Annotated in this window: 24 protein-coding genes and 1 pseudogene; 11 read left to right on the forward strand and 14 right to left on the reverse strand. The window is 44.0% G+C overall.

The features are described from left to right. Positions 1 to 60: 60 nt before the first annotated feature. The 3 genes from DPF93_RS15005 to DPF93_RS15015 form a co-directional block, all read right to left on the reverse strand. Positions 61 to 1035 carry a lipid A deacylase LpxR family protein gene (locus DPF93_RS15005; RefSeq protein WP_341866798.1) on the reverse strand — a complete coding sequence of 325 codons (975 nt, stop codon included), beginning with the start codon at positions 1033 to 1035 and terminating at the stop codon, positions 61 to 63. A gap of 199 nt (positions 1036 to 1234) precedes the next feature. Next, on the reverse strand, positions 1235 to 3511 hold the full coding sequence (gene pflB / locus DPF93_RS15010) for a formate C-acetyltransferase (protein WP_114766938.1): 2277 nt from the start codon (positions 3509 to 3511) through the stop codon (positions 1235 to 1237). A 302-nt stretch (positions 3512 to 3813) separates the two neighbouring features. Further along, a complete protein-coding gene (locus tag DPF93_RS15015) occupies positions 3814 to 5361 on the reverse strand; it encodes a DUF3360 family protein (RefSeq protein WP_114766939.1) in 1548 nt (515 codons plus the stop codon). Positions 5362 to 6140: 779 nt separating this feature from the next. On the opposite strand from DPF93_RS15015, the gene DPF93_RS15020 reads away from it, so the two are divergent. The 4 genes from DPF93_RS15020 to DPF93_RS15035 all read left to right on the forward strand — a co-directional run bounded on the left by DPF93_RS15020 (position 6141) and on the right by DPF93_RS15035 (position 9277). After that, positions 6141 to 6911 (forward strand): ABC transporter ATP-binding protein, encoded by a 771-nt coding sequence (locus tag DPF93_RS15020; RefSeq protein ID WP_114766940.1) that lies wholly within the window; start codon positions 6141 to 6143, stop codon positions 6909 to 6911. A 90-nt stretch (positions 6912 to 7001) separates the two neighbouring features. Further along, positions 7002 to 7769 carry an ABC transporter substrate-binding protein gene (locus DPF93_RS15025; protein WP_114766941.1) on the forward strand — a complete coding sequence of 256 codons (768 nt, stop codon included), beginning with the start codon at positions 7002 to 7004 and terminating at the stop codon, positions 7767 to 7769. Between the two features lie 85 nt (positions 7770 to 7854). Then, positions 7855 to 8595 carry an ABC transporter permease gene (locus DPF93_RS15030; RefSeq protein ID WP_114766942.1) on the forward strand — a complete coding sequence of 247 codons (741 nt, stop codon included), beginning with the start codon at positions 7855 to 7857 and terminating at the stop codon, positions 8593 to 8595. A gap of 4 nt (positions 8596 to 8599) precedes the next feature. Further along, entirely contained in the window at positions 8600 to 9277 is a 678-nt protein-coding gene (locus DPF93_RS15035; protein WP_114766943.1) for an ABC transporter permease, read from the forward strand. Between the two features lie 49 nt (positions 9278 to 9326). On the opposite strand, the gene DPF93_RS15040 is transcribed toward DPF93_RS15035, so the two are convergent. From DPF93_RS15040 to DPF93_RS15070, 7 genes are read right to left on the reverse strand one after another with little or no spacing between them, the layout of a single operon-like run. Then, positions 9327 to 10094, reverse strand: a complete 768-nt coding sequence (locus DPF93_RS15040) for a LytR/AlgR family response regulator transcription factor (RefSeq protein ID WP_114766944.1) — start codon at positions 10092 to 10094, stop codon at positions 9327 to 9329. A gap of 19 nt (positions 10095 to 10113) precedes the next feature. Next, on the reverse strand, positions 10114 to 11160 hold the full coding sequence (locus DPF93_RS15045; protein WP_114766945.1) for a sensor histidine kinase: 1047 nt from the start codon (positions 11158 to 11160) through the stop codon (positions 10114 to 10116). After that, on the reverse strand, positions 11160 to 12437 hold the full coding sequence (locus tag DPF93_RS15050; RefSeq protein ID WP_114766946.1) for a hypothetical protein: 1278 nt from the start codon (positions 12435 to 12437) through the stop codon (positions 11160 to 11162). The genes DPF93_RS15045 and DPF93_RS15050 overlap by 1 nt, the downstream gene beginning before the upstream one ends. Positions 12438 to 12439: 2 nt before the next feature. Next, positions 12440 to 13231 (reverse strand): outer membrane lipoprotein-sorting protein, encoded by a 792-nt coding sequence (locus DPF93_RS15055; RefSeq protein ID WP_114766947.1) that lies wholly within the window; start codon positions 13229 to 13231, stop codon positions 12440 to 12442. Next, positions 13224 to 14489 carry an ABC transporter permease gene (locus DPF93_RS15060; RefSeq protein WP_114766948.1) on the reverse strand — a complete coding sequence of 422 codons (1266 nt, stop codon included), beginning with the start codon at positions 14487 to 14489 and terminating at the stop codon, positions 13224 to 13226. Before DPF93_RS15060 ends, DPF93_RS15055 begins: the two co-directional genes overlap by 8 nt. Then, positions 14477 to 15175 carry an ABC transporter ATP-binding protein gene (locus DPF93_RS15065; RefSeq protein WP_114766949.1) on the reverse strand — a complete coding sequence of 233 codons (699 nt, stop codon included), beginning with the start codon at positions 15173 to 15175 and terminating at the stop codon, positions 14477 to 14479. Before DPF93_RS15065 ends, DPF93_RS15060 begins: the two co-directional genes overlap by 13 nt. Positions 15176 to 15184: 9 nt before the next feature. Further along, positions 15185 to 15832, reverse strand: a complete 648-nt coding sequence (locus DPF93_RS15070) for a hypothetical protein (protein WP_114766950.1) — start codon at positions 15830 to 15832, stop codon at positions 15185 to 15187. 368 nt (positions 15833 to 16200) lie between these two features. Here DPF93_RS15070 and DPF93_RS15075 point away from each other — a divergent pair, with 368 nt between their 5' ends. The 5 genes from DPF93_RS15075 (at position 16201) to DPF93_RS15095 (ending at position 19705) form a co-directional block, all read left to right on the forward strand. Then, on the forward strand, positions 16201 to 17295 hold the full coding sequence (locus tag DPF93_RS15075) for a PfkB family carbohydrate kinase (protein ID WP_114766951.1): 1095 nt from the start codon (positions 16201 to 16203) through the stop codon (positions 17293 to 17295). Continuing rightward, positions 17289 to 18203 carry a pseudouridine-5'-phosphate glycosidase gene (locus DPF93_RS15080; RefSeq protein ID WP_114766952.1) on the forward strand — a complete coding sequence of 305 codons (915 nt, stop codon included), beginning with the start codon at positions 17289 to 17291 and terminating at the stop codon, positions 18201 to 18203. Before DPF93_RS15075 ends, DPF93_RS15080 begins: the two co-directional genes overlap by 7 nt. 143 nt (positions 18204 to 18346) lie before the next feature. Next, positions 18347 to 18697, forward strand: coding sequence for a YajD family HNH nuclease (locus tag DPF93_RS15085; protein WP_114766953.1), 351 nt, complete (start codon positions 18347 to 18349; stop codon positions 18695 to 18697). 216 nt (positions 18698 to 18913) lie between these two features. Next, positions 18914 to 19180 carry a hypothetical protein gene (locus tag DPF93_RS15090; protein ID WP_114766954.1) on the forward strand — a complete coding sequence of 89 codons (267 nt, stop codon included), beginning with the start codon at positions 18914 to 18916 and terminating at the stop codon, positions 19178 to 19180. 186 nt (positions 19181 to 19366) lie between these two features. Beyond that, the gene (locus tag DPF93_RS15095; RefSeq protein WP_114766955.1) at positions 19367 to 19705 is read left to right on the forward strand and encodes a cytosolic protein; all 339 of its coding nucleotides are present in this window, start codon (positions 19367 to 19369) and stop codon (positions 19703 to 19705) included. Between the two features lie 563 nt (positions 19706 to 20268). On the opposite strand, the gene DPF93_RS15100 is transcribed toward DPF93_RS15095, so the two are convergent. Then, positions 20269 to 21783: a hypothetical protein gene (locus DPF93_RS15100; protein ID WP_114766956.1), complete on the reverse strand. Its 1515-nt coding sequence runs from the start codon at positions 21781 to 21783 to the stop codon at positions 20269 to 20271. 93 nt (positions 21784 to 21876) lie between these two features. Between DPF93_RS15100 and DPF93_RS15105 the strand changes: the two genes are divergently transcribed. Beyond that, positions 21877 to 23157 carry a hypothetical protein gene (locus DPF93_RS15105; protein WP_123777554.1) on the forward strand — a complete coding sequence of 427 codons (1281 nt, stop codon included), beginning with the start codon at positions 21877 to 21879 and terminating at the stop codon, positions 23155 to 23157. On the opposite strand, the gene DPF93_RS15110 is transcribed toward DPF93_RS15105, so the two are convergent. Together DPF93_RS15110 and DPF93_RS15115 are read right to left on the reverse strand one after the other, a co-directional pair. After that, complete coding sequence (locus DPF93_RS15110; RefSeq protein WP_114766958.1) at positions 23144 to 23734, reverse strand: HAD hydrolase-like protein; 591 nt, start codon at positions 23732 to 23734, stop codon at positions 23144 to 23146. The genes DPF93_RS15105 and DPF93_RS15110 overlap by 14 nt on opposite strands. A gap of 351 nt (positions 23735 to 24085) precedes the next feature. After that, positions 24086 to 25006: an IS5 family transposase gene (locus DPF93_RS15115; protein WP_114766959.1), complete on the reverse strand. Its 921-nt coding sequence runs from the start codon at positions 25004 to 25006 to the stop codon at positions 24086 to 24088. A 163-nt stretch (positions 25007 to 25169) separates the two neighbouring features. Here DPF93_RS15115 and DPF93_RS15120 point away from each other — a divergent pair, with 163 nt between their 5' ends. Further along, on the forward strand, positions 25170 to 26312 hold the full coding sequence (locus tag DPF93_RS15120) for an iron-containing alcohol dehydrogenase (protein ID WP_114766960.1): 1143 nt from the start codon (positions 25170 to 25172) through the stop codon (positions 26310 to 26312). 130 nt (positions 26313 to 26442) lie between these two features. Here DPF93_RS15120 and DPF93_RS21380 read toward each other — a convergent pair. Further along, positions 26443 to 26670: pseudogene (locus tag DPF93_RS21380) on the reverse strand (IS4 family transposase); the annotation flags it as partial.

Genomic DNA, 26670 nt, shown 5'->3' on the forward strand with positions numbered 1-26670 from the left:
TTCCATCAAGATATGGCATTCGGCGAATCGTTAGCCGCTCTTAAGTGAGGGCGGGCATCACTACAAGAAAAAGAAGACTGAAAATGATGCATTTGCGTGGTAATCACTTAGGGCTTGTTGATAGTCTGCTGTGCGTATATTGGCACTAAAACTGGCTCCAAATTGATGGTTATACCAAGCAACTCCCATTACAGCACCGGCTTGTGTGTGGTCGAGTGTGATAGGGAAGTTTTGTTCATTTTCGATGCCAGGTCGGTTGCCTTCAAGCGTGATGTCGTTAAAGCGGTACATCAATTCAATGCCAGAATAAAGAAACCAAGCTTGTTTCGCGTTTCCTAGTGCACTAGGACGAAAGTTACGTTCACTATCAATATTTGCCGCGCCGAGGCTCCCCGTTAAATTTTCTCCCCATCTCAGCATCAGCCCTGATGAGATATCGCTGCGTAAATTGCCGCCATTAATCTCACTAATGTTAGAGATTTCAAATTGTGTTGAGTTGCTGCTGGACGCGCGATAGAGAGCATAATGATTGAGATATCCGAGATTAAAGACTAAACCTTCTTCAACCTGATAATCCCAGCCATTGGGGTATTCGGAATTGGTAATATTATGTACAAGACGCTGCGCTTTCGCAGCCAAAGAGTCTTCCCCAACCACGCCGAGCGTGACGTTATAACGTGCAGTGCGCTGAGGTAAAATGGTCAAATAGTTTAATTCACTGTATAGCAGACCGGCATAAGGGCGCTGATTGACCAGTGGTTCTGAGGCAAAAAGGTCGCGCGGGGTATACATTTTTTGCCCTAACATCACTTCGAATTTATCTAAAGATTGGGACGATAAGCTGAGCGAAGTGAGACGGTTGTCTAACGGGAGCTCGGCACTGGTGTAAGAGAGAAAAAGCCCGTTGGTGTATTCGCGGTCGACGCCGAATAGCCCGTCGTTATCAAAGGTAGCGGTTAGGGTAGGTTGGCTTGCAAAGCAAAAATGAGTCGATAACGCGCTAATTAGAACAAAACCACAAGCTGTTTTCATCATGCGCTGCTACCCCCTAGTATCAAGACCAATTGATGGCTTATCTAATTAATAATTATAGGTGCTGGAGCATGCTTATGTATTGATGGGCAAAGCAGAATTGAACTAACTATTGTGGTGAGTTCACAATTTAGTGTCGGACCGAGACAGATGTAAAAAAGCCCCGCTTACGCGAGGCTTTTATCAATCATTCAGCTGAGAATTATAGAGACTCAGTGAAAGTACGTGCGATTACGTCAGCTTGTTGCTCTGCAGTTAGAGAGTTGAAGCGTACAGCGTAACCAGAAACGCGGATTGTTAGCTGAGGGTATTTCTCAGGGTGCTTAACTGCGTCTTCTAGAGTTTCACGGTTAAGAACGTTCACGTTTAGGTGTTGACCGCCTTCGATGCCAGCTTCGTGGTGGAAGTAACCATCCATTAGACCAGCAAGGTTAGCGCGTTGGCTGTCTTCTTCTTTACCTAGTGCGTTTGGAACGATAGAGAAGGTGTAAGAGATACCATCTTTAGCGTGTGCAAACGGTAGTTTACCTACAGAAGTAAGTGAAGCTACAGCACCTTTCTCATCGCGACCGTGCATTGGGTTAGCACCTGGTGCGAATGGAGCGCCTGCGCGACGACCGTCTGGCGTGTTACCAGTCTTCTTACCGTATACCACGTTTGAAGTGATAGTTAGGATAGACTGAGTAGGGATCGCATCACGGTAAGTCTTAAGCTGACGGATCTTGTTCATGAACACTTCAACTAGTTCACAAGCGATGTCATCTACGCGAGCATCGTTGTTACCGAATTTAGGGTAGTCGCCTTCGATTTCGAAGTCGATAGCTACGCCATCTTCGTCACGAACTGGTTTAACTTTCGCGTACTTGATTGCAGATAGAGAGTCAGCTGCAACAGATAGACCTGCGATACCACAAGCCATTGTACGACGAACGTCACGGTCGTGTAGAGCCATTAGTGCAGCTTCGTAGCTGTACTTGTCGTGCATGAAGTGGATGCTGTTTAGTGCAGTCACGTACTGCTTAGCTAGCCAATCCATGAAGTGATCTAGTTTGCCCCAAACGTCATCGAAGTCTAGAGTTTCGTCTAGGATCTTAGGCATCTCTGGACCAACTTGGATCTTAAGTTTCTCATCCACACCGCCGTTGATAACGTATAGAAGAGTCTTAGCAAGGTTAGCGCGAGCACCAAAGAATTGCATGTGTTTACCAATGATCATTGGTGATACACAACATGCGATTGCGTAGTCATCAGACTCGAAGTCTGGACGCATTAGGTCATCGTTTTCGTACTGGATAGATGAAGTATCGATAGATACTTTAGCACAGAAACGTTTGAAGCCGTCAGGTAGCTGCTCAGACCAAAGTACAGTGATGTTTGGCTCTGGAGAAGGACCCATTGTGTATAGAGAGTTTAGGAAACGGAAGTTCGTACGAGTAACTAGTGTACGACCGTCAAGACCCATACCACCCATTGACTCTGTAGCCCAGATTGGGTCGCCAGAGAATAGATCATCGTACTCAGGAGTACGTAGGAAACGAACCATACGTAGTTTCATTACGAAGTGGTCGATCATTTCCTGAGCTTCAACTTCAGTGATCTTACCAGCAGCGATATCACGCTCGATGTAGATGTCTAGGAAAGTCGAAGTACGACCTAGAGACATTGCAGCACCGTTTTGAGACTTAACAGCAGCTAGGTAGCCGAAGTAAGTCCATTGGATAGCTTCTTGTGCAGTTGTAGCTGGACCAGAGATATCGAAACCGTACTTAGCAGCCATAGTTTTCATTTGGCCTAGAGCGCGGTGTTGCTCAGCGATTTCTTCGCGAAGCTGCATAGTCATCTGAAGATCTTCACCGTTCTCAAAACGCTCTTGTAGAGACTTGAATTGAGCCAGTTTGTCTTTCATTAGACGGTCGATACCGTATAGTGCAACACGACGGTAGTCACCGATGATACGACCACGACCGTAAGCATCTGGAAGACCAGTTAGAACACCAGACTTACGACAAGCTAGGATATCAGGAGTGTAGATATCGAAAACGCCAGCGTTGTGAGTTTTGCGGTATTCAGTGTAGATTTTTGAGATTTGAGGATCTAGTTCGCGATCGTACGCTTTGCAAGAGCCTTCAACCATGCGGATACCACCGTTAGGGATGATAGCGCGCTTTAGAGGAGCGTCAGTTTGTAGACCAACGATAGTCTCTAGATCTTTTTCGATGTAGCCTGCATCGTGAGCAGTGATGGTAGAGATAAGGTCAGTATCGAAATCAACTGGTGCGTGAGTTGAGTTCTCAATCTTGATACCTTCCATTACCTTAGCCCAAAGCTTGTTAGTTGCTTCAGTACCTTCAGAAACTAGGAAAGATTCGTCGCCTTCATACGGAGTGTAGTTCTTCTGAATGAAATCACGTACGTTTACTTCGTTTTGCCAATCACCTTGTGCAAAACCTTCCCAAGCTTTAGCAAATTGCTCTGCCATGACATACCTACCTTTTTAGTAGAAAAAACACGTACTGGTTTCGCCGCTGAGCCAGCTATCCTCGGTATGAGGAACAGTACACTCTTATTTAAAATAACAATATGTATAGCCTTTACTGATCGCTGTTTGTAATCGATCAAAAACCTATAGAAATTGTCATTACTCTTTATATGGAATCTTACCAGTTCAAATTCAAGGTTACACTAAAAAATTTTTGAAACCTTAAACTAAATCAACAAATACTAAAATTATTTGATAAAAGGGGCGCGATAATCGCGTCCCCTTCATTTATAGCTCAAAAATTATAGCAGTGCAGGGATACCGAACTGATCTTCAAGCATACCAACAGCAAGCATTGCAACTAGACAGATTACTAGTACGCCTACTGGGATTACGATTTTATCAACAAAGCCTAGACGAGCTGCACGCTCTTTGTCACCAATTAGACCGTTGTTGTCTAGTAGCATGGTTAGTGCCCAAGCTAGTACAGGGTTAACTACCGCAGAACCAAAGATACAGATACCTGCAGCTTGTGAGTCTTTAGAGTCTTTAACCATTTGCATACCCGCTTCTAGTAGAGGCAGAGATACACCTACTAGTAGTGCTACACGCATTACTGGTGGCCATACTGCTACGTCCATTGGGAAACCAAGGATAGCTACTGCCATTACGATTAGACCAAGAAGGATCGCACCACCTGGGATAGGACGCTTAGCGATCGCAGCTGGGATCATGTAAGTACCCCAAGATGAAGTGATGTTACCACCACCTACAGCTGTACCAACCATTTGACGGATAGAACACATAGTCATAGTGTCATCTACGTCCATAAGAACTTTTTCAGTCTTTTTAGGGTAGTTCAGTTCTTGGAAGATACGGTGACCTAGGAAGTCTGGAGACCACATCGCTACTGCAAGGATTGCGAATGGTAGAGACGCGATAAAGTGTTGCATGTTAGGTAGACCTAGCATCCAACCTTCTTCAGTGCTGCCCCACCAGTAAACTGGGTTTAGGTTAGGTAGACCTGTTTCAGTAACGAATTTGATGTCGAAACCAGCGCCAAATGCCAATGCAATTGCAAGACCTGTGAAAGCACACACAGGGATCGCTAGCCAACGCTTGTTCACTTTTGCAAGGTATGCGTAAAGAACGATAGTCACTGCTAGTACGATCAGACCTACGTAACCCATGCTGCCTGCTGCAACTGTGTCAGATTGTAGACCTACTGCCCACTCTTGAATCGAGGTGATTTGGCTCATAGTACCGGTTAGACCTAGGAAGATAAGCAAGCCACCTGCTGTACCTTCGGAGGTAAGGTTAACCAGTTTGGAACCACCTTTTAGGAAACTCAAGATCAGACCGAATACACCGATCAGGATAGCAAGAGCAAGAGGGTGCGCACCCGCTAGCGCGATAGTCGCGATAAGTGGGATCATCGGACCGTGGTTACCCGCAAGGTTTGCCTTCGGGTTAATAAAGCCAGATGCTAGAACACAGAATAGGAATGCAGGGATAAGCATCTCTACACGCGCAACTTCAATCGCAAACTCTTTACCAAGGTTTACGTGATCCCAAGCAGCTGTCAGACCTTCTGCCCAAGACATCATTACTGCTGAGTACATCGCGATGATGCCGATAGTACCCGCAAGAGCTGGAACTAAGTCCTCAAGCTCGAAACGGAAGTCACGACCAGGTAGGTTTAGACCAAAGCGGCGTGGCTTCATGATTTGAAGTTCGTGATCTAGGTAATCGGAACGTGAAGCAAATTCCGATGACGGACGATGCAGCTCGCGATAGCTCTTGTTTTCGATATCCGAATCAGAGTGCGGCTTATTGACTGCGTCTGACATAGATTCCTCATATTAAAAGTTAGTGATTTATTTTAAGTCGCTCGTTTTGTTTTTATTTAAGCGACTGCGTAAAACGTCTGTTCATATACCATTTACATCTTTCGCTGGGGCAGGGTTAACCAAATTTAATCAAATCATGAGCTTGTAAACTCAAGCCCGACAATTTTCTCTGGTACTTGCCTGCAGCTCCAAGCTGCCTAGGTATAGCTTCTTACAAGAAATCCTTTTTGCCCTTTAAGCGGCACGTACTGCATGTGCTTAAGAATAGACGAAGAAGCGGACAAAAAAGCGTCTATTGAGGCTTTTGTCCGTCGGGAGTTTAACGTGCTAACCCTTAAGAGTGATTGATTTAGATCACTTTATGAAAGAATGTGAAAGAAAACTACGCAACCTGGTTAAGGATTGACTGATTTAGGCGCTAAATACTGAAAATAGATTACGAAATGTAACTCAAACCAAACGTAATATTCATCTGTTGAACAAAAATGCAACATAAATTGGAGGCGAATTTGAGGGGCTATCTGTGTTTAATAAATGTTAAGTGAGTCAATTGTCATTTTCGCGACTAACTTCGTCCTATGCATGCAATTAAGTAGCAATAACTATTTTGTGCATTATTAGTCATATAAAGTAGTTATATATTGATTTTGTGTAGGTTAATAATTTGTTGCATGTTTAAGGGGTTAGTGCTAGTTTGATGGCAAATGGAAGGATCCATGCAATCAAGTCGTTAATTATTAAAGGCTTGACCAAGACAAAATTACAGGGAGTAGCAGCGCATGAATGATGTACCAGCGCTAAATATCAATAACTTGCATAAAACTTTCGGTCAAAACGAAGTTCTTAAGGGCATTTCTCTCGAAGCACATAAAGGTGACGTTATCTCCATCATTGGATCGTCTGGTTCAGGAAAGAGTACCTTTTTGCGCTGTATTAACCTCCTTGAAACCCCCACAGAAGGTGAAATTTGGGTCAATGGTGAATTGATCGAAATGAAACACAACCGCCAAGGTGAGGCGGTGCCTGCCAATGAAAAGCAAGTCCAGCGAATCCGTTCTCGTCTGGCGATGGTTTTCCAAGGCTTTAACCTCTGGTCACACTTAACCGTACTACAAAATGTGATCGAAGCCCCAGTTCACGTATTGGGTGTGCCTAAAGCTCAGGCGATTGAAAATGCAGAACTACTGTTAAAGAAGGTTGGGCTGTATGAGCGAAAAGATTACTACCCAGGTCACTTGTCAGGTGGTCAACAACAACGTGCAGCGATTGCTCGTGCCTTAGCGGTTGATCCTGAAGTGATGCTGTTCGATGAGCCAACGTCGGCGCTTGACCCTGAGCTGGTCGGCGAGGTACTTGGCGTAATGCGTGATCTTGCTGAAGAAGGTCGTACCATGTTGGTCGTGACCCACGAAATGGCATTTGCTCGCGACGTATCTAATCACGTGATGTTTCTTCACCAAGGACTAGTTGAAGAGCAGGGCGATCCCGCGAAACTGTTTACCAATCCAGAATCAGAACGATTACAACAATTTATATCGTCAATTTATTAACTGCCTTAACGAGATAATCGCTAGGCAGAGCAACACAACATCAAGTAATACAATTAACTAATAAACACTATAAATCACAGGAGTATGGAAATGAAAAAGTGGTTAGTAGTAGCGGCACTTGCAGCTACAACAGTGACAGGCATGGCACAAGCGAAAGAATGGAAGACGGTTCGTTTTGGTATTGAAGGTGCGTACCCTCCGTTTAGCTGGACAGAAGCGGACGGCTCTCTTAAGGGCTTTGATGTGGATATGGCCAACGCACTGTGTAAAGAGATGGAAGTGAAATGTAAGATCGTCGCGCAAGATTGGGACGGCATTATTCCATCGCTACTGGCTCGTAAATACGATGCGATCATTGCGGCAATGTCGATCACTGAAGAACGTAAAAAGAAAGTCGACTTCACAGGCAAATACGCGCTGATCCCTAACCAATTTATCGCTAAAAAAGGCGCGGGTTTAGATTTTGACAACCTAGACGGCGTGAAAATCGGTGTACAACGTGCAACAACTCACGATAAGTACCTAACGGACAACTACGATAATGTTGAGATTGTTCGTTACGGCTCATTTGATGAAGCTTACCTAGATCTTGCTAACGGTCGTATTGCTGCGGTACTTGGTGATGCATCAGCGCTGGAAGAAGGCGTACTAAATGCCAAAGGCGGTGAAGGTTATGAGTTTGTTGGTCCTTCTCTGACAGATCCGAAATGGTTTGGTGAAGGTTTTGGTATTGCGGTTCGCAAGCAAGACAAAGACCTGACTGAAAAGCTGGATGCAGCTATTCTATCTCTACGTGAAAAAGGCGTTTACCAAGAGATTGCAGCGAAGTACTTCAAGTACGATGTATACGGTCAATAATTAGTTTATTGGCTTAGAGCGACCGTTGACGTGTTCCTAGAGGTAGTCAACGGTCGATTTAGAGTTTAGGGAAAGGAACTCACCTATGCTGGATCTTCAAGGATATGAAGCCTCTATTTTAAAAGGGGCACTGGTCACTATCGAAGTGGCGCTACTATCCCTTTTGCTTGCCGTTGTGTTAGGCATGCTTGGTGCACTGGCTAAGCTTGCTCCTTATCGCTGGGCGCGCGCAATTGCGACTCTTTACACCACTATTATCCGTGGTATCCCAGATTTAGTCTTGATGATGCTGATCTTCTTCGGCGGACAAATTCTATTAAACAACAGCCTTTACTCCATTAATGAGTGGCTCAATGAGTGGTTTACCTCAAGCAACCCAGATCACGAGTGGGTTTCTTATCTGCCGGATTATATCGACGTGAGCCCGTTTATTGCTGGTGTTTTAACTATTGGCTTTATCTTCGGCGCTTATATGGCTGAAACATTTCGCGGTGCCATTATGGCGGTCGACAAAGGCGAATTAGAAGCTGCTAAAGCGTATGGCATGAGTTCTACATTGGCATTCCGTCGAATCTTGTTTCCGCAAATGGTACGTCACGCGTTACCCGGTTTTGGTAATAACTGGTTAGTGCTACTGAAAACGACGGCCTTAGTGTCAATTATCGGTTTAGAAGATATGGTGCGGGTCAGCGCACTGGCTGCGGGCTCCACCAAGATGCCATTTACCTTTTACATGGCAGTGGCAATTATTTTCCTATTTTTCACCAGCGTTTCGACCGGTTTACTCAAGTTAGTTGAGCGCAAGTTCAGTATTCACGCGAGGTAGAAAAATGGATTTTTCATTAATTATCGAAAGCTTCCCCGTTTACCTTGAAGGCTTGTGGACTACGTTTTGGTTGGTTGGTTTAGCTCTGGCCCTTGGCTTGATGGTGGCGATCCCACTCGCTATTGCACGCAATAGCCGTAACTACTTGCTGATGGCGCCAAGCTGGGCGTACATCTACTTCTTCCGTGGCACGCCGCTTTTGGTGCAGCTTTACCTAATTTATTACGGTATGGACCAGTTTTTCCCAGTTAAAGACACCTTATGGGAAAATGCATGGTTCTGCGCTCTAGTCGCATTTGTGTTAAACACCTCTGCCTACACCGCAGAAATCATTCGCGGTGCAATTAACGGTTTGCCCAAAGGCGAAGTCGAGGCAGCCAAAGCGTATGGCATGAGTAAGTTTATGACTTATCGCCGCATTATTTTGCCAAGTGCACTGCGCCGAGCATTACCTGCTTACAGTAATGAAGTGATCTTTATGCTGCACGGCAGCGCGGTGGCCGGTATTGTCACTATCATCGATTTGACGGGCGCAGCTCGTTTGGTGAACTCGCGCTACTACGCGCCATTTGAATCTTTCCTCACCGCAGGCTTGTTCTATATGGCGTTGACGTTCATCATTCTGTGGATATTCAAAAACGCAGAGAAGCGTTTCTTAGCTTATCTCCGACCGTTGTCCTAACACAAAAACAAAGCCCCTCAACAGAGGGGCTTTTACTACATACCTTTTGCTACATACCTCTAAATAGGCTTTGCTGCGCACGGCTAACGGGTAGTTTGTGATTGAGCATTTTGACAAACATCCTGCCAGTAAAATCTTTACTCACTTTATCAATCGCGGCGACTCTCACCACCGTTGAGCGGTGGATCTTCCAGAACTGCTCGGGGTCGAGTTGGCTAAGCAGCTCTTTAAGAGGGGTGCGGATCAAATACTCATTCTCATCGGTATAAATCGAAACGTACTTCTCTTCAGCTTTAAAATAAAGCACATCATTGACCGCGATAAGATGAATATCGTCAGCTTGGCTTGCCTTAAGCCAGCTTAGGTATTGCTCGCGTTTTGGTGTCAATTGGCTGATTTGCGCCAATAGCTGATTAATATCAGGTGCTTGTTGATTACCATTAGAATTTAAACGCTGTTGAAGTTTTTTGCAGCAGCGCTCTAGGCGCTCTTCATTAATCGGCTTGAGCAGATAGTCGACTGCGTTTTGCTCAAAGGCTTGAATTGCGTACTCATCATAAGCGGTAACAAACACCAACAAAGGTTGCTGCGCCAAGCGACTTAACTCTTTAGCGACGGCTAAGCCATCTAATTCTGGCATGCGAATATCGAGAAACACCACATCGGGTTGGTGCTGGGCAATTTTTTCCAATGCTTGCACGCCATCTCCGCACATATCGACAACTTCCAACTCAGACCAAAGGTCGGCGAGGCTGCGATCTAAATGATGGCGCAGTAGGGGTTCGTCGTCGGCGATAATTGCGGTGATCGTCTTCATCGTTGTGGCGTTCCTTTTACTAGCTGGTAACCAATTTTTGTCTGATATCGAGAGGTATTGAGAGTGAAACACAAAACCCACCTTGTTCAGGCTGGGTTACGGCAACGCTACCCCGTTGGTCATAAAGACCTTTGACTCGTTGCTTGATGTTACTTAAACCCACGCCGTGCCCCTTGGTATTTGGCGTGTTGCTGAGCCCAATGCCATTGTCACTGACTCTCACAATCATATTGTCGTTTTCAGCAAAGATTTGTACCGTAATAGCACCGCCTGCCGCTTTGGGCTCAATGCCATGCTGGATTGAGTTTTCCACTAAGGGTTGGATCAGCATTGGCGGCAAAATCGTGTGTTCGAGTGCAGTGTCAACCTCGATGTTAAATTGCAGTCTGTGGTCGAGGCGCACTTTTTGAATCGCCAAGTAAGCTTCCAATTGGCGCACTTCATCAGCGACGGTGGTTTGAGATAAACGGGAGTTTGCCAGCGTGGTGCGCAAAAGTTCGGTGAGCTTATCGAGCATCATGCGCGCTTTCTCGACATCTTGTGACATCAGTGCACTGATATTCGCCAAGGTATTAAATAAAAAGTGCGGTTCAATTTGGCTCTGCATTTGCATTAGTTGGCTGAGGATCAGTGCCTTTTCTTGCTCAGCTTGCTTACGTTTAGTCTCTTCTAATAGTTTATCGGCAATTGCCATTTGTTCTCGGTTGTAGAAATAGTAAAAACACATCCCAGAGAATACGATACCTAGCATCACCACAGGCAGCAGCTCAGACAGATTAGAGCCGAAATAGGTATTGAGCCAGAACCAAGCGTTGAGCGAGCCTAAAACAATCGACATCGTCAGCGACAAGGCTGTTTCGATCATAGAGTGTAGACTGGGGAACACGTTATTAAGAAAAAATGAGGATAGCAGAGCGGAGTAACCATAGCCGAAACTGGTCATGACATGCACATAAGCCTCGCCACCCCAGACCGTATAAGTGGTGACGGCGACGAATAGACAAAACAAGCTGGTAATAATGAAATTGCGCCAACGGGGGCAAATGACTAAATTCGACACGTCCACTAGAATTTTCCTTTAATCGTAAAAGTTAGTGTATGGCTTTGGTTAACCTGGGCGTAAGCAGAATTACTTTTTCCGCTTAAAAATCGTGCAGTGAATTCCAAATCTATTGATAGATCACCGTTATCAATCCATTGATATGTAAGCCATTGTGTCGCAATGACTCCGCCATCTTGTGGAGAGATAAGCAGGTCCAGCTTCGGTGTGACATCGCCAAGCCAAGCCCAACCATCGCCACTTTGCCATTGCAGCCATGTTTGGGTATTCCAGCTCCAGTGCAACATCACGCTGTGCTGGGTCAAATTATAATGGCTTAGCCCTTGCGCATAAGAGGTGGCGATTGGGTAAGTTTGCGCTGATCGTTTTAACCCTTGTCCTTGCTCAATGGCATGCTGCCATTCACTGTCGCTCCATGCGCGGCTGTCATACCAATATTCGCCAATAAAACTATGCCCACTCATTGCGGTATAGGTAAAACCTGCCAATGCCTGCCATGCATCGCCAACTTGGGCAAGCTTAACTGGTGTGAATAGCTGGTTGGGCTGAGCAAATTGCATGCTCTGTTTTTGCCACAACGCTTCAGTGTGAAATTCCCAAGCGAGTGATGGCACTGTCACCCAACTTGCACCAAGCGCACCGCGTCTAACATCGTCATAGTAGGCGATAAACTGATATTCATTATCGCCGTGTAATTGGTAGCGGCGCACGCCAACACCTTGCTGCTGAGTGGCTTGATCAAACTGCTCAACCTTATTGTCAGTCCAGTGGGAATTGGTATAGAGCAGCGACCATTCACCAGTGGCATCAAAGGAAGAAAGTGCGGCGACCATCGCACCTTCTTCAACGCTAAGCCCAATGGGGTTTTGCCGATACGGCTTAAACATATCCAGTGGGCGGTAAGCATAGCTGACGCCATAGTCTAGGCGAATTTTTCCTAGCGAGAGATCGTAGCTCTGCGTGCCGAGTTCAACGCCACCTTGCCAAGCCAGTTCGCGCACAATCAGTTGTGAATCGCTCTCTTCAAACCAAGTGTGGTTATCGGATTGGTAGAGATCTTGGCTATAGAGGGTGCCGATCCCGCTCCAGTTTTGGTATGCAAATTCAACATCAAGCAAGGCGTCCAACTGGGAACGCTGCTCAGTGCTTGGTTCAATAAAAGCACTGCTGGTGAACTGTTTCTGACTTGCCGATACTGCCCAATCCCAATTTAAATAGGTCTCTTGTGCTTGCGATAGTACCGGGCTAGCGGCGAGTAGGGCGCCAAAAAACAGGCGTTGCATAGCTACAGCTCCGTGGTGTTATTGCGTGCTAAAAAGCTTGGGTTGTAATACTTATCAGCTAATTGCCAAGGCTCAATCGATTGGTACTCAATCACGGTTTTTTTGCTGCTATGAATAGCATCAAACAAGCTCATTGCAGTTACTGCGAGCTGGTTATTGCGCACACCTCGGATGAAAAAAGCTTGTTTAGCCAGTTTGCCTGAGCGGAGATACAAATCTGCTTTGATTGGAAAGCCGGTACCTTCTTCTAACCAAAGGTCAATTTTTTGATAGCTCGCGCTGCTGGTTTTCGCCTCTAACTCAAGCTGATGAGTAGGGTATGACAGATCATTGTCATCGGTTACTTGGGTATCTTTGACCCAAGTGCCGACGTAATCTTGGCTCCAAGTCAGTGAGCTAATATCACCAACCGATGCTTCACCAAGTAACTTTTGCATTGGCGTAATGCGAATAGGGCGGCGGCTCTTTGGCATTTGTAGCCAAAAGTTATCTTGCAGCATTAGCATTTTTTGCCCAGCTTCGACTGCGGATTTAAACACCACTAATGACTCGCCATCAGGGCGCGAGTACACATGGTAGTGGCGGGTTTTGGTGAGCTCGCCAGTCTCAAATAGAGAGACAACTGAAACTACCTTGGCGGCATCTTCGCCGAGACGATAGTCGTCCGCTTTTTCCAGCAATTGACTGACATCCAAAGGGGTGAGCGCGGCAATAGCTGGCGTGGCAACAAGGGTAAGCAAACAGCTGAGCTTGATAGCGCGAGTGAACAGTTTAGTTAGGTAATGTTTAAACATGAATCAATGCCTCAGTGATGGGTTTGTTTACGCCTTTGCGCGCTGAAATAAACGCAGCAATTAAGCAGATGGTTATCACGCCCGCTGATGCTACGATGGCGAGTTCAGCTGAAAAATAAATCGTCAATGGGTAGCCTTGGCTCATCCCCGGAGGTGGTGGCATTTGGATATCCGCGAGCATCAAAAACAGCGTGAGCAGTGCGGCGCTAGCGGAGCCAATTAGGCTACCTATAAGAGCCATGAGCCCAGCTTCACGTGAGAAACCAGCGATGATTTCAGCAGGGTAGCTGCCTAGCGCTGACAAAGTCCCTATCTCACGTGTTCTTTCCGTGACAGACATCGTCATGGTGTTAAACAGAGAAACAAACACCACCATCGCCATAATTGCGCCAATGATGCCAAAGATACGGTCATATAGGCTTTTCACGTTTTGGTAGTAGAATGCACGCTCGTACCAAGGTGTCAGCTGCATGCTTTGCGTTTGGCTTTCAATCAGTGTTGCGATTTCACTTTGTGCTTGTTCGGTTTGCTCAAGCTCAAAAAGAAACACTGAAATGGTGCTGATCTTGTCGCTTACTAGTAGCTCTTGGGCGCTATTGATGTGAATGTAGAGTTGACGTTTATCCATCTCGGGAACACCCGTTGAATAGGTGCCGCGCACTTTGAAATCGTAAGCGTTGAGCGCGCCTTCGCTGGTGGTTGCTAGCAATGTAACCCAGTCGCCAATGCCGACATTTAAGTTACGCGCCAAATCATTACCTAGCATCACTTCTGGCTCTGTGGCGTCGTAGCGTGGCGAGCGAATATTGGAAAGGGTTTTCCCTTGTTCCATATTAAGGAACGGTCCTTTCATATCGAATTCGCGGTCATTGACACCGCGACCGATGAAAATCGCCGACTTGTTACCATTAGAGATCAAACCAGTAAAATCAATGCTTGGCTGCGCGCCGCGCACCATCTCGTTTGCCATCAATTGATTAATCAGTGGTTGTGGATTGTCTAAGCCATTGGCAAGGGGCATCTCTTCATCTTTGCTAAAGTAATCTGGCGTTGAAATAACCAAATGACCAATATCGCGCGCAGTGGCTTGTTTTAAGCTGTCATAGGTATACAGCCCAAATCCGCCAGTGCTGGTTAATGCAAACACCGTGATTGCCACAATCAAAACTGATAACGAGGTGCGACGTTGATTACGTCTTAGGTTAAGCCATGCCAAACGCATCGAATTTGGCAGGATGGCGTGGATTAACTTGCCCATGAAATCACCTCGTTGTTTGATTGATAGTGATTGAGTTTGCCGTCAAGCAACTCAATGGTGCGATCGCAACGACTTGCCATGCGCGCATCATGAGTGGCAACGATAAAGGTGGTATTGGTCTCCGCGCCTAGGCGGTGCATGATATCGATGACCAGATTGGCGGTTTTGCTATCTAAGCTCGCGGTAGGCTCATCGGCGATCACTAGGGCAGGTTTGTGCACGAGCGCACGAGCGATGGCTACGCGCTGCTGCTGCCCGCCGGACAGATTGTCGGGTAAATGATGGAGATAATCGCCAAGACCAACCGTTTCTAGCATTTCGCTTGCCAGCACTTGCTGCTGAGTCTTGCTTACACCGTTTAGCATCAGAGGATAAGCGACATTTTCTAGCGCGCTCATCACAGGCACCAAGTTAAAGCGTTGGAAGATAAAGCCAAATTGTGAGCGACGAACTTGTGCCGCTTGCTTTGCATTTTTTGGTAGCGGAGCGCCATTAAGTTGAATGCTACCTTGATAGTCCATGTCTAACAGACCAAGAATGTTAAGTAGGGTGCTTTTCCCACTGCCAGATGGTCCACACAGTGCCACCATTTCCCCAGACGAGATTTCGCCTGATACATCACTCAGCGCGGGTACGGTTTGCCCGCCAAACTGGTAGTGACGCTGGATATGCTTGAAATTGATCATCTCGTCACCTTAGCCTTGTTGAGCAAGCATGGCCTGCGCAGCTTGGGTTTGCGCGTGGTTCACATCAAGTTCAATCATCACTTCTAACCATGCTTTGGCTTGTGCGAGATCTTCTGCACGGAGCGCTGCTTCGATACCTGTGCGATAAACCCAAGCGCTGGCTGCGAAAGGTTGATGGGCGAAGTCCGGTTGATTAAGTAGTTCGATATACAGGTCGTAACCGCGCTCAAAATGGTTAAACAGATCAGGTAGAGAGGTATAAGTGACTGCTGCCATTGCCTGCGCAAGGTAGGCTTCAGGCAGACCTTGAATACGTTCTTGTTGGTTAATGTCTTGCGGCAACGAATCAATCAAAGCGATACCTTTGGCAATGGTTGCGAGACCTTGCTCGGTATATTTCATCTTGTTCCAAGGCATAAATGCATCGCGACCTTGCAGTGTTTCTGTGCTGCCTAAGTACACAAGGCTTAGCGGTTTAGCACCTTGCTCTTCAATTAACGCATTCAATTGACCATAGACGGTATCGACTAGCGCGCTATCGCCATCTGCGGCTTGGTTGTAAGCGGACAAAATTTCAGGCGTTGGGTTGGCGTAAACATTGAAGCTAGTCAGTGCAGTGACAACAGCACCCGCAAGTAGAGTTTTAACTGATTTCATGGCTCAAATTCCTTTTCTCTAGTTGAATGCACTCAGAATATGAGTATTGCGAGCGCGTTGCATGACGATGCGATGAATGGTTAATGTGCGCGATAAATGGTCAAAGCATGGGATGAATGGTTGGCAATTAACGACCAATGGTTAGTTAGGCGAGGGATTGGCGGTAAAGCCTGAAAATTGCTCGTTCGGGCGATAAAAGGAACGCTTTTTGCTATCGCAAACGTTTGGTTGTTTGAAATTAAAACGCTGATTTTTTGTGGATATTCTCACACATCTATAAGTAAACGTTTGCGTCAAATAAACATGTGTTTATATTGCAAACAATTGTTTGGTTGTGCAGTAGTTGCACCCGGTGAAATGAGGTCACAATGACAGAGCGGGAAAACGAGATTTTAGCGCTAATAAAGCAAGATCCGATGATTGCGCAGCAAACACTGGCTGATAAGTTAGGTTTAAGCCGCAGTGCAGTCGCGGGGCATATTATGAACCTAACTCGTAAAGGCTTTATTCAAGGCAAGGGTTATGTGATTGCCCCAGAGCGTTATGCCGTTGTGATTGGCGGAGCGAACATGGATCTCTGCGGTCGTTCTAACGATGAGCTGGTGCTGGGTGATTCTAACCCCGGCTCATTGACCAGTAGCGCAGGAGGTGTTGGACGCAATATCGCAGACAACCTAGGGCGCTTAGGTAGCCAAGTGCAATTTATCGGTGCGATCGGCGACGATAAATGGGGTGAGCAACTCAAGCAAGCTTGCCAACTGGCAAACGTCGGCGTTGATCACTGCGTGACTGTTACGGGCGCAACAACCAGTAGCTATCTCTCGATTCATGGTCCTGATGGCGAAATGCAAATTGCATTGAATGATATGGCGTTAATTGAGCAACTCAACAGCGAAACGTTAGCAGCTCGTGATGGCGTGTTAAGCCGCTGCGGCGCTTTAGTGCTGGATGCCAACTTGTCGGAAAGCGCGTTGGATTACTTGTTTAGTGTCCATAGTGATAAGCCTATTTTTGTTGACCCGGTCTCTTCGGTAAAAGCGCATAAACTGCTGCCATACCTCGGTCGAATCCACACCTTAAAACCAAACAAAATCGAAGCGGAACTGCTTTCTGGGATCAAAATCGACAGCCTAGAACAGCTACCAGAAGTAGCCAATGCGCTGCACGACAAAGGCGTGAAGCAACTTCTGATCAGTTTGGGAAGCCAAGGCGCATTCTCAAGCACCGCGACAGAACAACGATTTATTCCCGCTTCTGCGACCCAAGTTAACAACGTAACTGGTGCAGGAGATGCCTTAATGGCTGGTCTTGCTCATGGTTATATGAGCCAGTGGTCATGGCAACAAAGCGTCGACTTTGCCCTTGCGGCAGCATGCTTGGCGCTTAAAGCAGAAAAAACTATTAACGCAACGATGTCTGAACATGCTGTTCAACGTTTATTAGAGGAAAGCTCCCCATGTTAGAGAATTACGTAGATATTCAACCTGAAGTTGCAGAGGCACTTGTTAACAACCGTCCTGTTGTGGCTCTCGAGTCGACAATCATTTCACACGGTATGCCTTACCCGCGCAACGTTGAAACTGCGTTGTTGGTTGAGCAAACTATTCGTGACCAAGGCGCAATTCCTGCGACTATCGCAATTATTGGTGGTCGTTTGAAAGTGGGTCTAGATGAAGCGCAAATCCGTCACCTAGGTCAAGCTGGCACAGCAGTAACGAAAGTAAGCCGTCGTGACATTCCATTTATGGTGGCGGGCAAAAAAGATGGTGCAACTACAGTAGCAGCAACAATGATTATTGCTGAAATGGCAGGCATCAAAGTGTTTGCAACGGGCGGCATCGGTGGCGTTCACCGTGGCGCGCAAGAGACCTTTGATATCTCTGCGGACCTACAAGAACTGGCTAACACTAACGTTGCCGTAGTGTGCGCGGGTGCTAAATCGATTCTAGATCTTGCACTAACTCGCGAATACCTAGAGACGCAAGGCGTGCCAGTGATTGGTTACCAAACGGACAGCTTACCTGCGTTCTACACGCGTGAAAGTGAGCATGGCATTGATTACCGCCTAGACAGCGCAGATGAAATCGCAGTTGCACTAAAAGCGAAATGGGAAATGGGTCTAAAAGGTGGCGTGGTTATCGCTAACCCAATTCCACATGAGTTTGCTATGGCACCGCAAGTGATCACTGAAGCGATTGAAACCGCACTTAAAGAAGCAGAAGAGCAGGGCATCTTCGGTAAAGAATCAACACCATTCCTACTGGCTCGCGTATGTGAGCTAACTGGTGGTAACAGCCTAGATTCAAACATCCAGCTTGTGTTAAACAACGCACGTCTTGGCGCAAACATTGCCAAACAATACTACGCGTAATTACTCAACGCGATAACTTAAAGCCGAGACTGCTGTTCTCGGCTTTTTTGTGCCTAATGAGATCAAAGAAGTGTTATCCAGCTCATCACGTTGCTGCTGGTCTGTGGTAGCATCGCTACAAATTAATACCGAGGCTTACAACAATGTCGTCAGATTTTTACGGAAGCAGCGCGGCGTATAAACGCAAAGAGAGCGATTATCGTGAACGCGCACTGAAACTTTACCCTTGGGTTTGTGGTAGTTGCGCACGTGAGTTTGTTTACTCTAACTTGCGCGAGCTAACCGTGCATCACAAAGATCACGATCACACCAATAACCCAGCCGATGGCAGTAACTGGGAACTGCTTTGCTTATATTGCCACGACCATGAGCACAGTAAGTACCTAGAGCATGATCGCTACGGCAGCGAAATTAAGCCTGGTCAAGATGAGCATGTCGCGGCAACGCACAACCCGTTTGCAGATCTAGCGGCGATGATGAAAAAGGGCAAGTAATTAGCGCTTGCAATAAATGGAATGAGAGACCCAGCGTGTTGTGCGCTGGGTCTTTTTTGTCTTAAATAGTGTCATTTACTTCTGCACAGAATTTATTCCTAGCAGACATAACAGGTCTAAGCCGCTAGAGACAACACTTAACCTCACACTTTACGTGGTTCATCCAAAACAATAAAAATGCTATTGTGACGAGCTAAATTTTTAGGGGGTATTTCAATGTCGAATTTACTAACAAAGCTACGAAAAGCAGTGATTGATAGTTTAGATTTTCGCGCTCGGATGTGGGTGGTACATGTCTATACTGGGCAATTGAAAGGGGAATCTTTTGTCGTTAATGAAGACTCTTTTTCTACCCCATTACAGTGGATGCAACGTAAAGGCTACAACGACTTAATGCTAAAGCAGGTTGAAGCGATGAAGTGTTCTCAAATCTTGGAGTTCGATTTGGGCGACATTCAACATCAACTGATGCGAGTGAAATAATCGTGGGTAACTTTCCATTCAGCCAACTTTCAGGTAAACACAGCGACTAACGAGACGGTCGCTAGTAAGCGTCCGTAATTGATGCTGAATTTGCGTATTTGGCACCCACAAATTTCTATTACGATCTTCCTCGATAGTGATAACATCTCCGCCCCAGAATTGCAGAGAATCAAGGTATTTTAGAAAATGTTTATCCATCATGTTAATGGCATCGACTGGTTGGTGATTACCGCTTTTGAAGAACTGAAAACGATGTTTATCGAAGATGCCGGTAAGATCCCTTCGTGCTTCTCTGTCACCAGTGAACTGAGCCTAATTGATCAAGCTAAGCGCACCTATGGCTATTTGCCTAAACTCAGAGGCGTAGTGACCGATACTGGTACCTATCAAAGTCAGGATCTCGAAGAGGATTTGAATCCACAGCTTGCCTGCTTAGTTGAGGGGCGTGGGCGCGTGTTTATCTATTACGGTGGCTTTGTTGCTTTTGTGGATGATGAGCAAACGTTTATTACTCGATTGGATTGAAAGTTGTTTAGAAAGTAGAAGTATCTGTCGTTTCTATTTTGGTTGTTTTGGTTGTTTGGGTTTGTCTCGCTTAAGACTTTGCCACATTTCTTTTACCGCTTCGTAAGCGAGCCAATTACTCTTTGTCTTGCCAAAGAGTAATCAGAAAGGCGCTTTTGTATGACTGGTGCTATCCGGTCGGTTTTAGGCGTTCCCGACGCCGAAAACCTAAAAATTCGTCCTGAATTTTTACCTAGTGTTGTGGTTATATGAGGTAGGGCGTTTTTGGACATTTTTGAGTTTTGGCAACGGGCTAATTTCTACCCTATCGAAGAGTGTTATCGTCTCAATACCGTAACTACCACCGTCTCTCTTGCCGGTCACCGTGACAGAAAATAGATAGATTAACCTCCATCTACCACTATATGTGGACGATTCATTTTATGCAGAATGTTGCCATAAACCGAATCATAACACCTCTAGTAGGAGAGCAATTTGAATGCACAACTACACAACGCAAGTTGATCTGTTTCGGGTTACTCGAAATCTGATTCCAAATAAATATCGTATTTTTATGGATTTTACTAAATTTTGAACCTATTTCTAAAGCCAAGCACTATCAGAAAAATTAGCAAGCTGGAAATTAGTGAGGACACTAAAAAAATGAGATTTATAACCTCCATGTTGCACTTACTAAAAATTGGATTTAGGACTAAGCAATTTGCTTCTTGACACGGAAGGTATACTGCATTGATTAGGTCTGAACGTATTTCTCTAGATTCTGGTATAAAACTAAAAATTGAAGTAAGTGAAATCAGGAGAGATTTAAAGATGATACCATTATCATATTCAAGTGATGGATTGTAACTTGTAATAAAAGTAAATAAAAAAATTGAAGTAAAGATTAATAGTAGCCATAAAAGTGGACGCTTTATACTTAGACCATAATCCGAAAATGCAGAAAATAAATAATCAGGAATTAACTGCAAACCTCTTACCTGATGGTGCCGTCTAGCCTTCATTTCAAGGACATGAAACTTAATAGTGTTTTGATGATCTTTATTTGACTCATAAATTTCCTTAATTTTACCTAATCGTTCCCACTCACAATCATCGGGAAAGTGGTGTTTATTAAAAATAATTAAAAACTTCTTTTTTATAGGCTGTACACGGAAATTATTCATGGAAATATGATTTTTAATGTATGTTCCTGTTAAATCGGGAGTTCTAGTAAATGTCCCTCTAATGTCTAGTTCTCTATCTATAATACAGTCCTTCAGAGAGATGAGGCTATTAATTTCCACGCCTTTTAGAGCAATGCTTACCCCACCATTAAAGTCGATTCTATTACAAAACAAGCTCCCAGACAGACCATGAGTGGATGAAAATACAAAACGACCACCAATCTTAGAATTTGTTATTGAAATAGTATTGCATTCATTTTTTTTGAGAGAAATTTTAAATAAATACTCTCTTATTATAAATTTGTTAATAATTACTTTATCAGCATGTATTGTTAGTTGTTCGAATAATAGTTCACCTTCACCAAACTCAATATCATCCATTTCTAACACTTTAGACTTAATGGTAACTCCTGTGAAATCAGCACCTAACCCGATAGTGAGTCGTTTCAATGTCATACCAAGTTCAAAAGCATCAAATACAGCATGCATGAATAGTAATTGACCATTACAAATCTTATTTCCGGTAAATGTGAAAGCTCCGCCAGATAACTCACTCAATGAAAAGTCCACTGTGCTTGAAAGGAATCTGTTTTCTGAAAAATCTATATTACAGTTGATAAACTTAGAATTGCAAAAGGAGGTCCTATCTCCCTTGAACGTGCAACTAGAAAATCTGACAGTTGTTCTTGTTTTGCTTTCTTCAGAACCAAAACTAGCATCTTCAAACGAAGTCCCCTCAGGAAATATGCAGTTGATAAATTTACAACCATCAGGAAAAGATTTCCCACAGAATTTGACGTTACGATCAGAAAAATCGATGTTTTCATATACAACAGAGCCTGAGGTTAAATCTGGGGCCTGATGTATCTTTTCTTTTGCTATATGTGTAGGGTCTGTTTTGCTCTTACTCTTCATAAAAAGTCTCAATTCTGAAAAGGGATAAATGTGACAAAAAGCAAGTAAATTCGCGAAGTTATAAGTTATGTTAATTTAGCGGAAACATAGGGTATGTCAATGAAGCATTTTAGAGATATTACAAGTTACCACGCAATTGGGCGCGTTTTGGATAAAAATATCAAGTACGATTCAGATGTTATTGATTTCTACAATTTTCTGTCTCAATTGATTTTCTGCGACGAAATTCGCGTATCATCTGAGCTCGGTCCAGATGAAATAAAGTCCGGGACTAAGCGAACAATAGAAAAGCTCAAAAGTTGGGGAGTTGATAAGTCCATTCTTGTTGAACTTGAATACCCTGACGATGAAGAAATGTTTGCTAAACAGCAAAAAGAAATTGCAAAGTTGATTTACAATGATTGGGCTCCAAATCGCGGCAACATTATACTTCCTGGACCTCCAAGGCTAGAATCAAATGCTGCTAGGGAATCTAAGTTTCCTACTGGGTATGTGGAAATTTTGGAGCAAACAGTTAAAATTCTGGAAGATACCCTTGTAGCTCAAAAGCAAGTTGATAATCTGGACCACATACTTACGCAATCAAAAGCTGATGCAGACGTTAGTTACTTAGTCGGACTGATTTTTTCATACGAACCACTTACTAAGCTTTTGACGACACACTTTCAAAATCAGAGGCCAACTAAAGAGCAGCTTTTAGATTTTGTGTCGAAAACTAGAAATAAGTTTAATGCCTATTGGTCTATGCTCAATGATTTGCATTTCTCGTCTTCTCATGCTCGGTCGATGTCTAGCTTGGCATTAGAGAACTCATTACATCAGGTAGGTGGTGGAGTTAACGCTTTAGAGACGAGTGAAAGTGCGACATTCAAAGTTCCTAGTGCAGTACATTTACTTTTATCTCAGTTTGGCAATGAACCCGAGGAAATTGTAAAACGAACCTTGGCTTTACGAGGTCACCTTTCAGAGTTTAGGCGAAAAAATTTGAGTAACATTTCGGTCTCAGACGTAGGTGATAATTATAAAAATGACGAATTTCGAGAAATAGAGTATGTATACAGGGATATTAAAAATATAATTTCTGAGCAAAGTCAGAGTCGTTTTTTTGATATTAACAGATTTGATTTGAATATAGGAACTTTAAATTATTGTTATACTGAATATGCTAACGAGAGTTACCATAATCCGGGATTCCTTCAAAAGATTATAAGTAATGTAAAGGATAAGCGAGAAAATAATAAGAAAGGAAATTACTTTATACAAGATTTAAGCATCATGATATCTCAGCAAGATGATTACTTCAAAAGAGAAGTGGCCATTAAGGTTAAAGAGTTTCGAAAACACAACAGTAAAGTTGAAATTATTTTACCATGATGTAATCGATACCTGTTTTTTTTGCTATTTCTTGATCATATTCACTATCACCAAAGTAAATTACTTCATTTTTAGGTGTAGAACCTATAATTCTTTTTAAGAAATTCATTTTTGAATCTTGCTCTATGGTTGTAGAGTTAATTACTCCGCTCAATTCTATCTCACATATAGAGAATTTTTTCATTGTACAACTTTCCCAGTTACCGGTGAGAAATACTATCTCCTTTTTCTCTTTTTTTGCTTTTTCTAAATAGATTTCTCCGGTAGAGTTCCTCTCCCAATAGGTACTTTCTATAAAATTATTCATTTCTTTCTCAATGAGTTCGTATACATTTTTCTTTGTTTTTGTATCTAGTTGCTTAGCATTCAGGTTAAAACAAGATGCATAAGTACGATCTGGGTAGGCTGATAAGTTTCTATCAGATTTTATTTTTAGTAGAGAATCCATCATGTCGAAAAAAACTGTTGACTCACCCTCAACAGTTTTTATTAATGTTCCATCTACATCGAAGACAGTGATCTTTTTGTTCGAAAGATCTAGGGTTGATGCTTTATAATTGATGTTTTTTTCTTTCATTAGAATGCCCTCAAGCGCTACATTGATAACCTTAACATATTTGCCGAATTGTTGTTAACCGATACAGTTAAATGCTAGTATCAAATGTGAATTTGATTGGTTTGCCTCTTGTTGGGTTCAAATGATTTTAGGGGCAGTATTCATCAGTTTTTATAGAGAGAGTAACTCTTAGTATGGGTACAAAAGTAGATGACTTGATAATAAATGCAAAAGATTCCGTAAATGAATTATTGAAGTTCGATCAACAAGCTATTGACAATATTATCAAAGCAATGACTCAGGTGATCTATTCCAATGGGCTTTGTTGCTTAATTCGATGAGAAGACATGGTAGCCCCATATTGTTCAGTTCTTAAACAACATACTGAGTTTCAGGCATACCTAGCCCTGTAAGCTTGTTCAGCGCTTTGATCATAGCGTAAGTCTCACCAACTTGAGCGTTGTAGTCCCTCAGGCTTAATTTCCCACCTAACAACTGTTTTACCCGATACATTGCTGTCTCTGAGAGCGAGCGCTTATGATAACCATGCCGCTTTTTCCATTTCTTGTTCGAGCCGTAGAGCTTCTGGCAACCCACTGCTAAGTTGCGAGGATGTCCTCGTTCCCAGAAGGCTGCCCCTTCTAGTGGCGGAATGAGCGGAACAGCTCGCTTGAGCCGTATGGCATCATGGCAATTCCTTGTGTCATAAGCACCATCGCCTGATATCTCAATGATTTTACGACGTGTCTGCTTAAGCAAGTTGGGAAGTACTTCGGCATCGGTTACGTTAGATAAGCTCAGCTCTGCTGCGACTATTTCGTGGGTGCTAGTATCTACTGCGATATGCAGCTTGCGCCAAACCCTACGCTTCCCGTCAGTACCATGCTTCTTGACCTTCCATTCGCCTTCGCCATAAACCTTGAGGCCAGTGGCATCAATGGCTAGGTGTTGTATCGCACCTCTGGTTTTAGTTTTAAATGAAACCTCAACTTCCTTAGCTCGACGGCTTATACAGGTGTAGTGGGGACAAACTAGCGGGATGTTAGCCAGCTTAAATACCGAGTCTAGAAATCCTTGCAGTGCTCTCAACGGCATAGAGAATATGCGTTTCACCATCAGTGCAGTAGTAATGGCTAAGTCGCTGAATTGGCGAGGTCTGCTGCGCTTACCTTGTTTGTTTTGCTTCCACTCGGCTATCGCTTCCTCATCAATCCAAAAGGTCAGAGAACCACGGTTTATTAAGGCTTTGTTGTACTGCGTCCAGTTAGTTGTTTTGTAACGAGGTTTAGGCATGAGGCTACGACGATTAATGGGTGTAGCCGATCAGATCGTAGCTTCTTGATTTAGTTCCATCGATTTAAGCAACAAAGCCACATAACAGCAGAGCACTTCTTTAACGTTAAAAGGATAGCGTATAAGCTTGATGTTCCGAAGTTTCAAAAGAGCGGGCTAGAAAATGACTTATCCAACTAGAATTTTACGTACACCAGATGTCTATTGTGGGGTGAATAGTTTTCATAAGTTACCTCAAATTCTTAAACAAATTCAGGCAACAAGCGTACTTTTTATTACGGGCTCCAGTAGTGTCCAGTCCGGCGCTCTAAAAAAGATCACAGAACTTCTCAAAGAAAATGATATCTTTTCTTACTGTTATTCAAAGGTACTTGCTGAGCCTACGATTGAACAGCTTGAAGATATGCTAAAGGAGTGCCGAGAGTATAACGTACAAGCAGTTGTCGGTTTAGGGGGAGGGAGTGCTGTAGACGCTGCTAAAGTTGCTGCGGCTCTATTTACCAATAGAGGTTCGGTTTGCGATTACATAGGAATTGATACCATAGTAAATGTTCCCCTTCCAATCATAGCGGTGCCAACTACTGCTGGAACCGGGAGTGAGACGACCCAGATATCTATTGTTACTGATAATAACCAGCAGTTAAAAAGGGCGATAGTATCAGAAAAGATAATTCCTAATTTTGCTGTTTTAGATCCAAGCCTTACTCTGACCAAACCTCCTAAACTGACAGCAGCAACTGGCATGGATGCATTGATACATGCTCTAGAGGCTTATGTTGCCAGAAACGCCTCTGTTTACTCAGATACATTTGCTCTTAAAGCAATAGAATTGATCAGCCGTAACATTCTAACAGCATACCGTGAAGGTAGTAATATAAAAGCTAGGGAGAATATGCTTTTAGGCAGCTATATGGCTGGTATAGCTTTTGCTAATGCAGGAGTTGGTGCTGTACATGCATTTGCTTACCCTCTAGGTGGTATGTATGGCATTCCTCATGGAATTGCAAATAGCGTTATGTTGCCAACATTAATGCGCTTTAATATTGTAGGTAGTGAAGAACGTTTTGCCATTCTAGCTTCAAAGCTAACAGGAGATGAAAATACCTCTCCTAGCGATAGTGTTGCGTACGTAAGCTTTCTGTGTAAAGAGTTAGACATACCATCAGGACTAAAGGAGCTCGGAATTTGTAGGAGCTCACTTGATGATTTAGCAAGTGGAGCGATGAACGTCACGCGTTTACTTGAAAACAACCCGCGAACCATTAACTATGAAGATGCGATTTGCATATATGAAGACGCATTTTAAAAAGGTTCGAAGAACAGATTGTTTATATTATTTGATATAGTTGTATCAAAGGTGTTTTGGAATCAAATTTGTAGAAATTAATAGTCTTTTTTAATCTAATTTTTTCTAGTCCAGACTCTGGCGGATCCCCTCATAATTCTCCCAGTCCACAGGCATGTGTCAGCCGTTGGTATTCCACTATCGCCCAGTGATATTGTGATTCACTTATTCGGTACCTTCGATGGCAACGAACTTCTTTACCAAGCCTTGGGATCGAGAGTACGCGTCGGTGCTTAATGGTGTTCGCTTGAAAGTCATAATGCCATTTCGCTTGTATAGCGATTAAGCCATTCCACCACATAATAATTTCTGCCATTAA

This window comes from Vibrio rhodolitus (assembly GCF_003350325.1).
Lineage (GTDB): Bacteria > Pseudomonadota > Gammaproteobacteria > Enterobacterales > Vibrionaceae > Vibrio > Vibrio rhodolitus.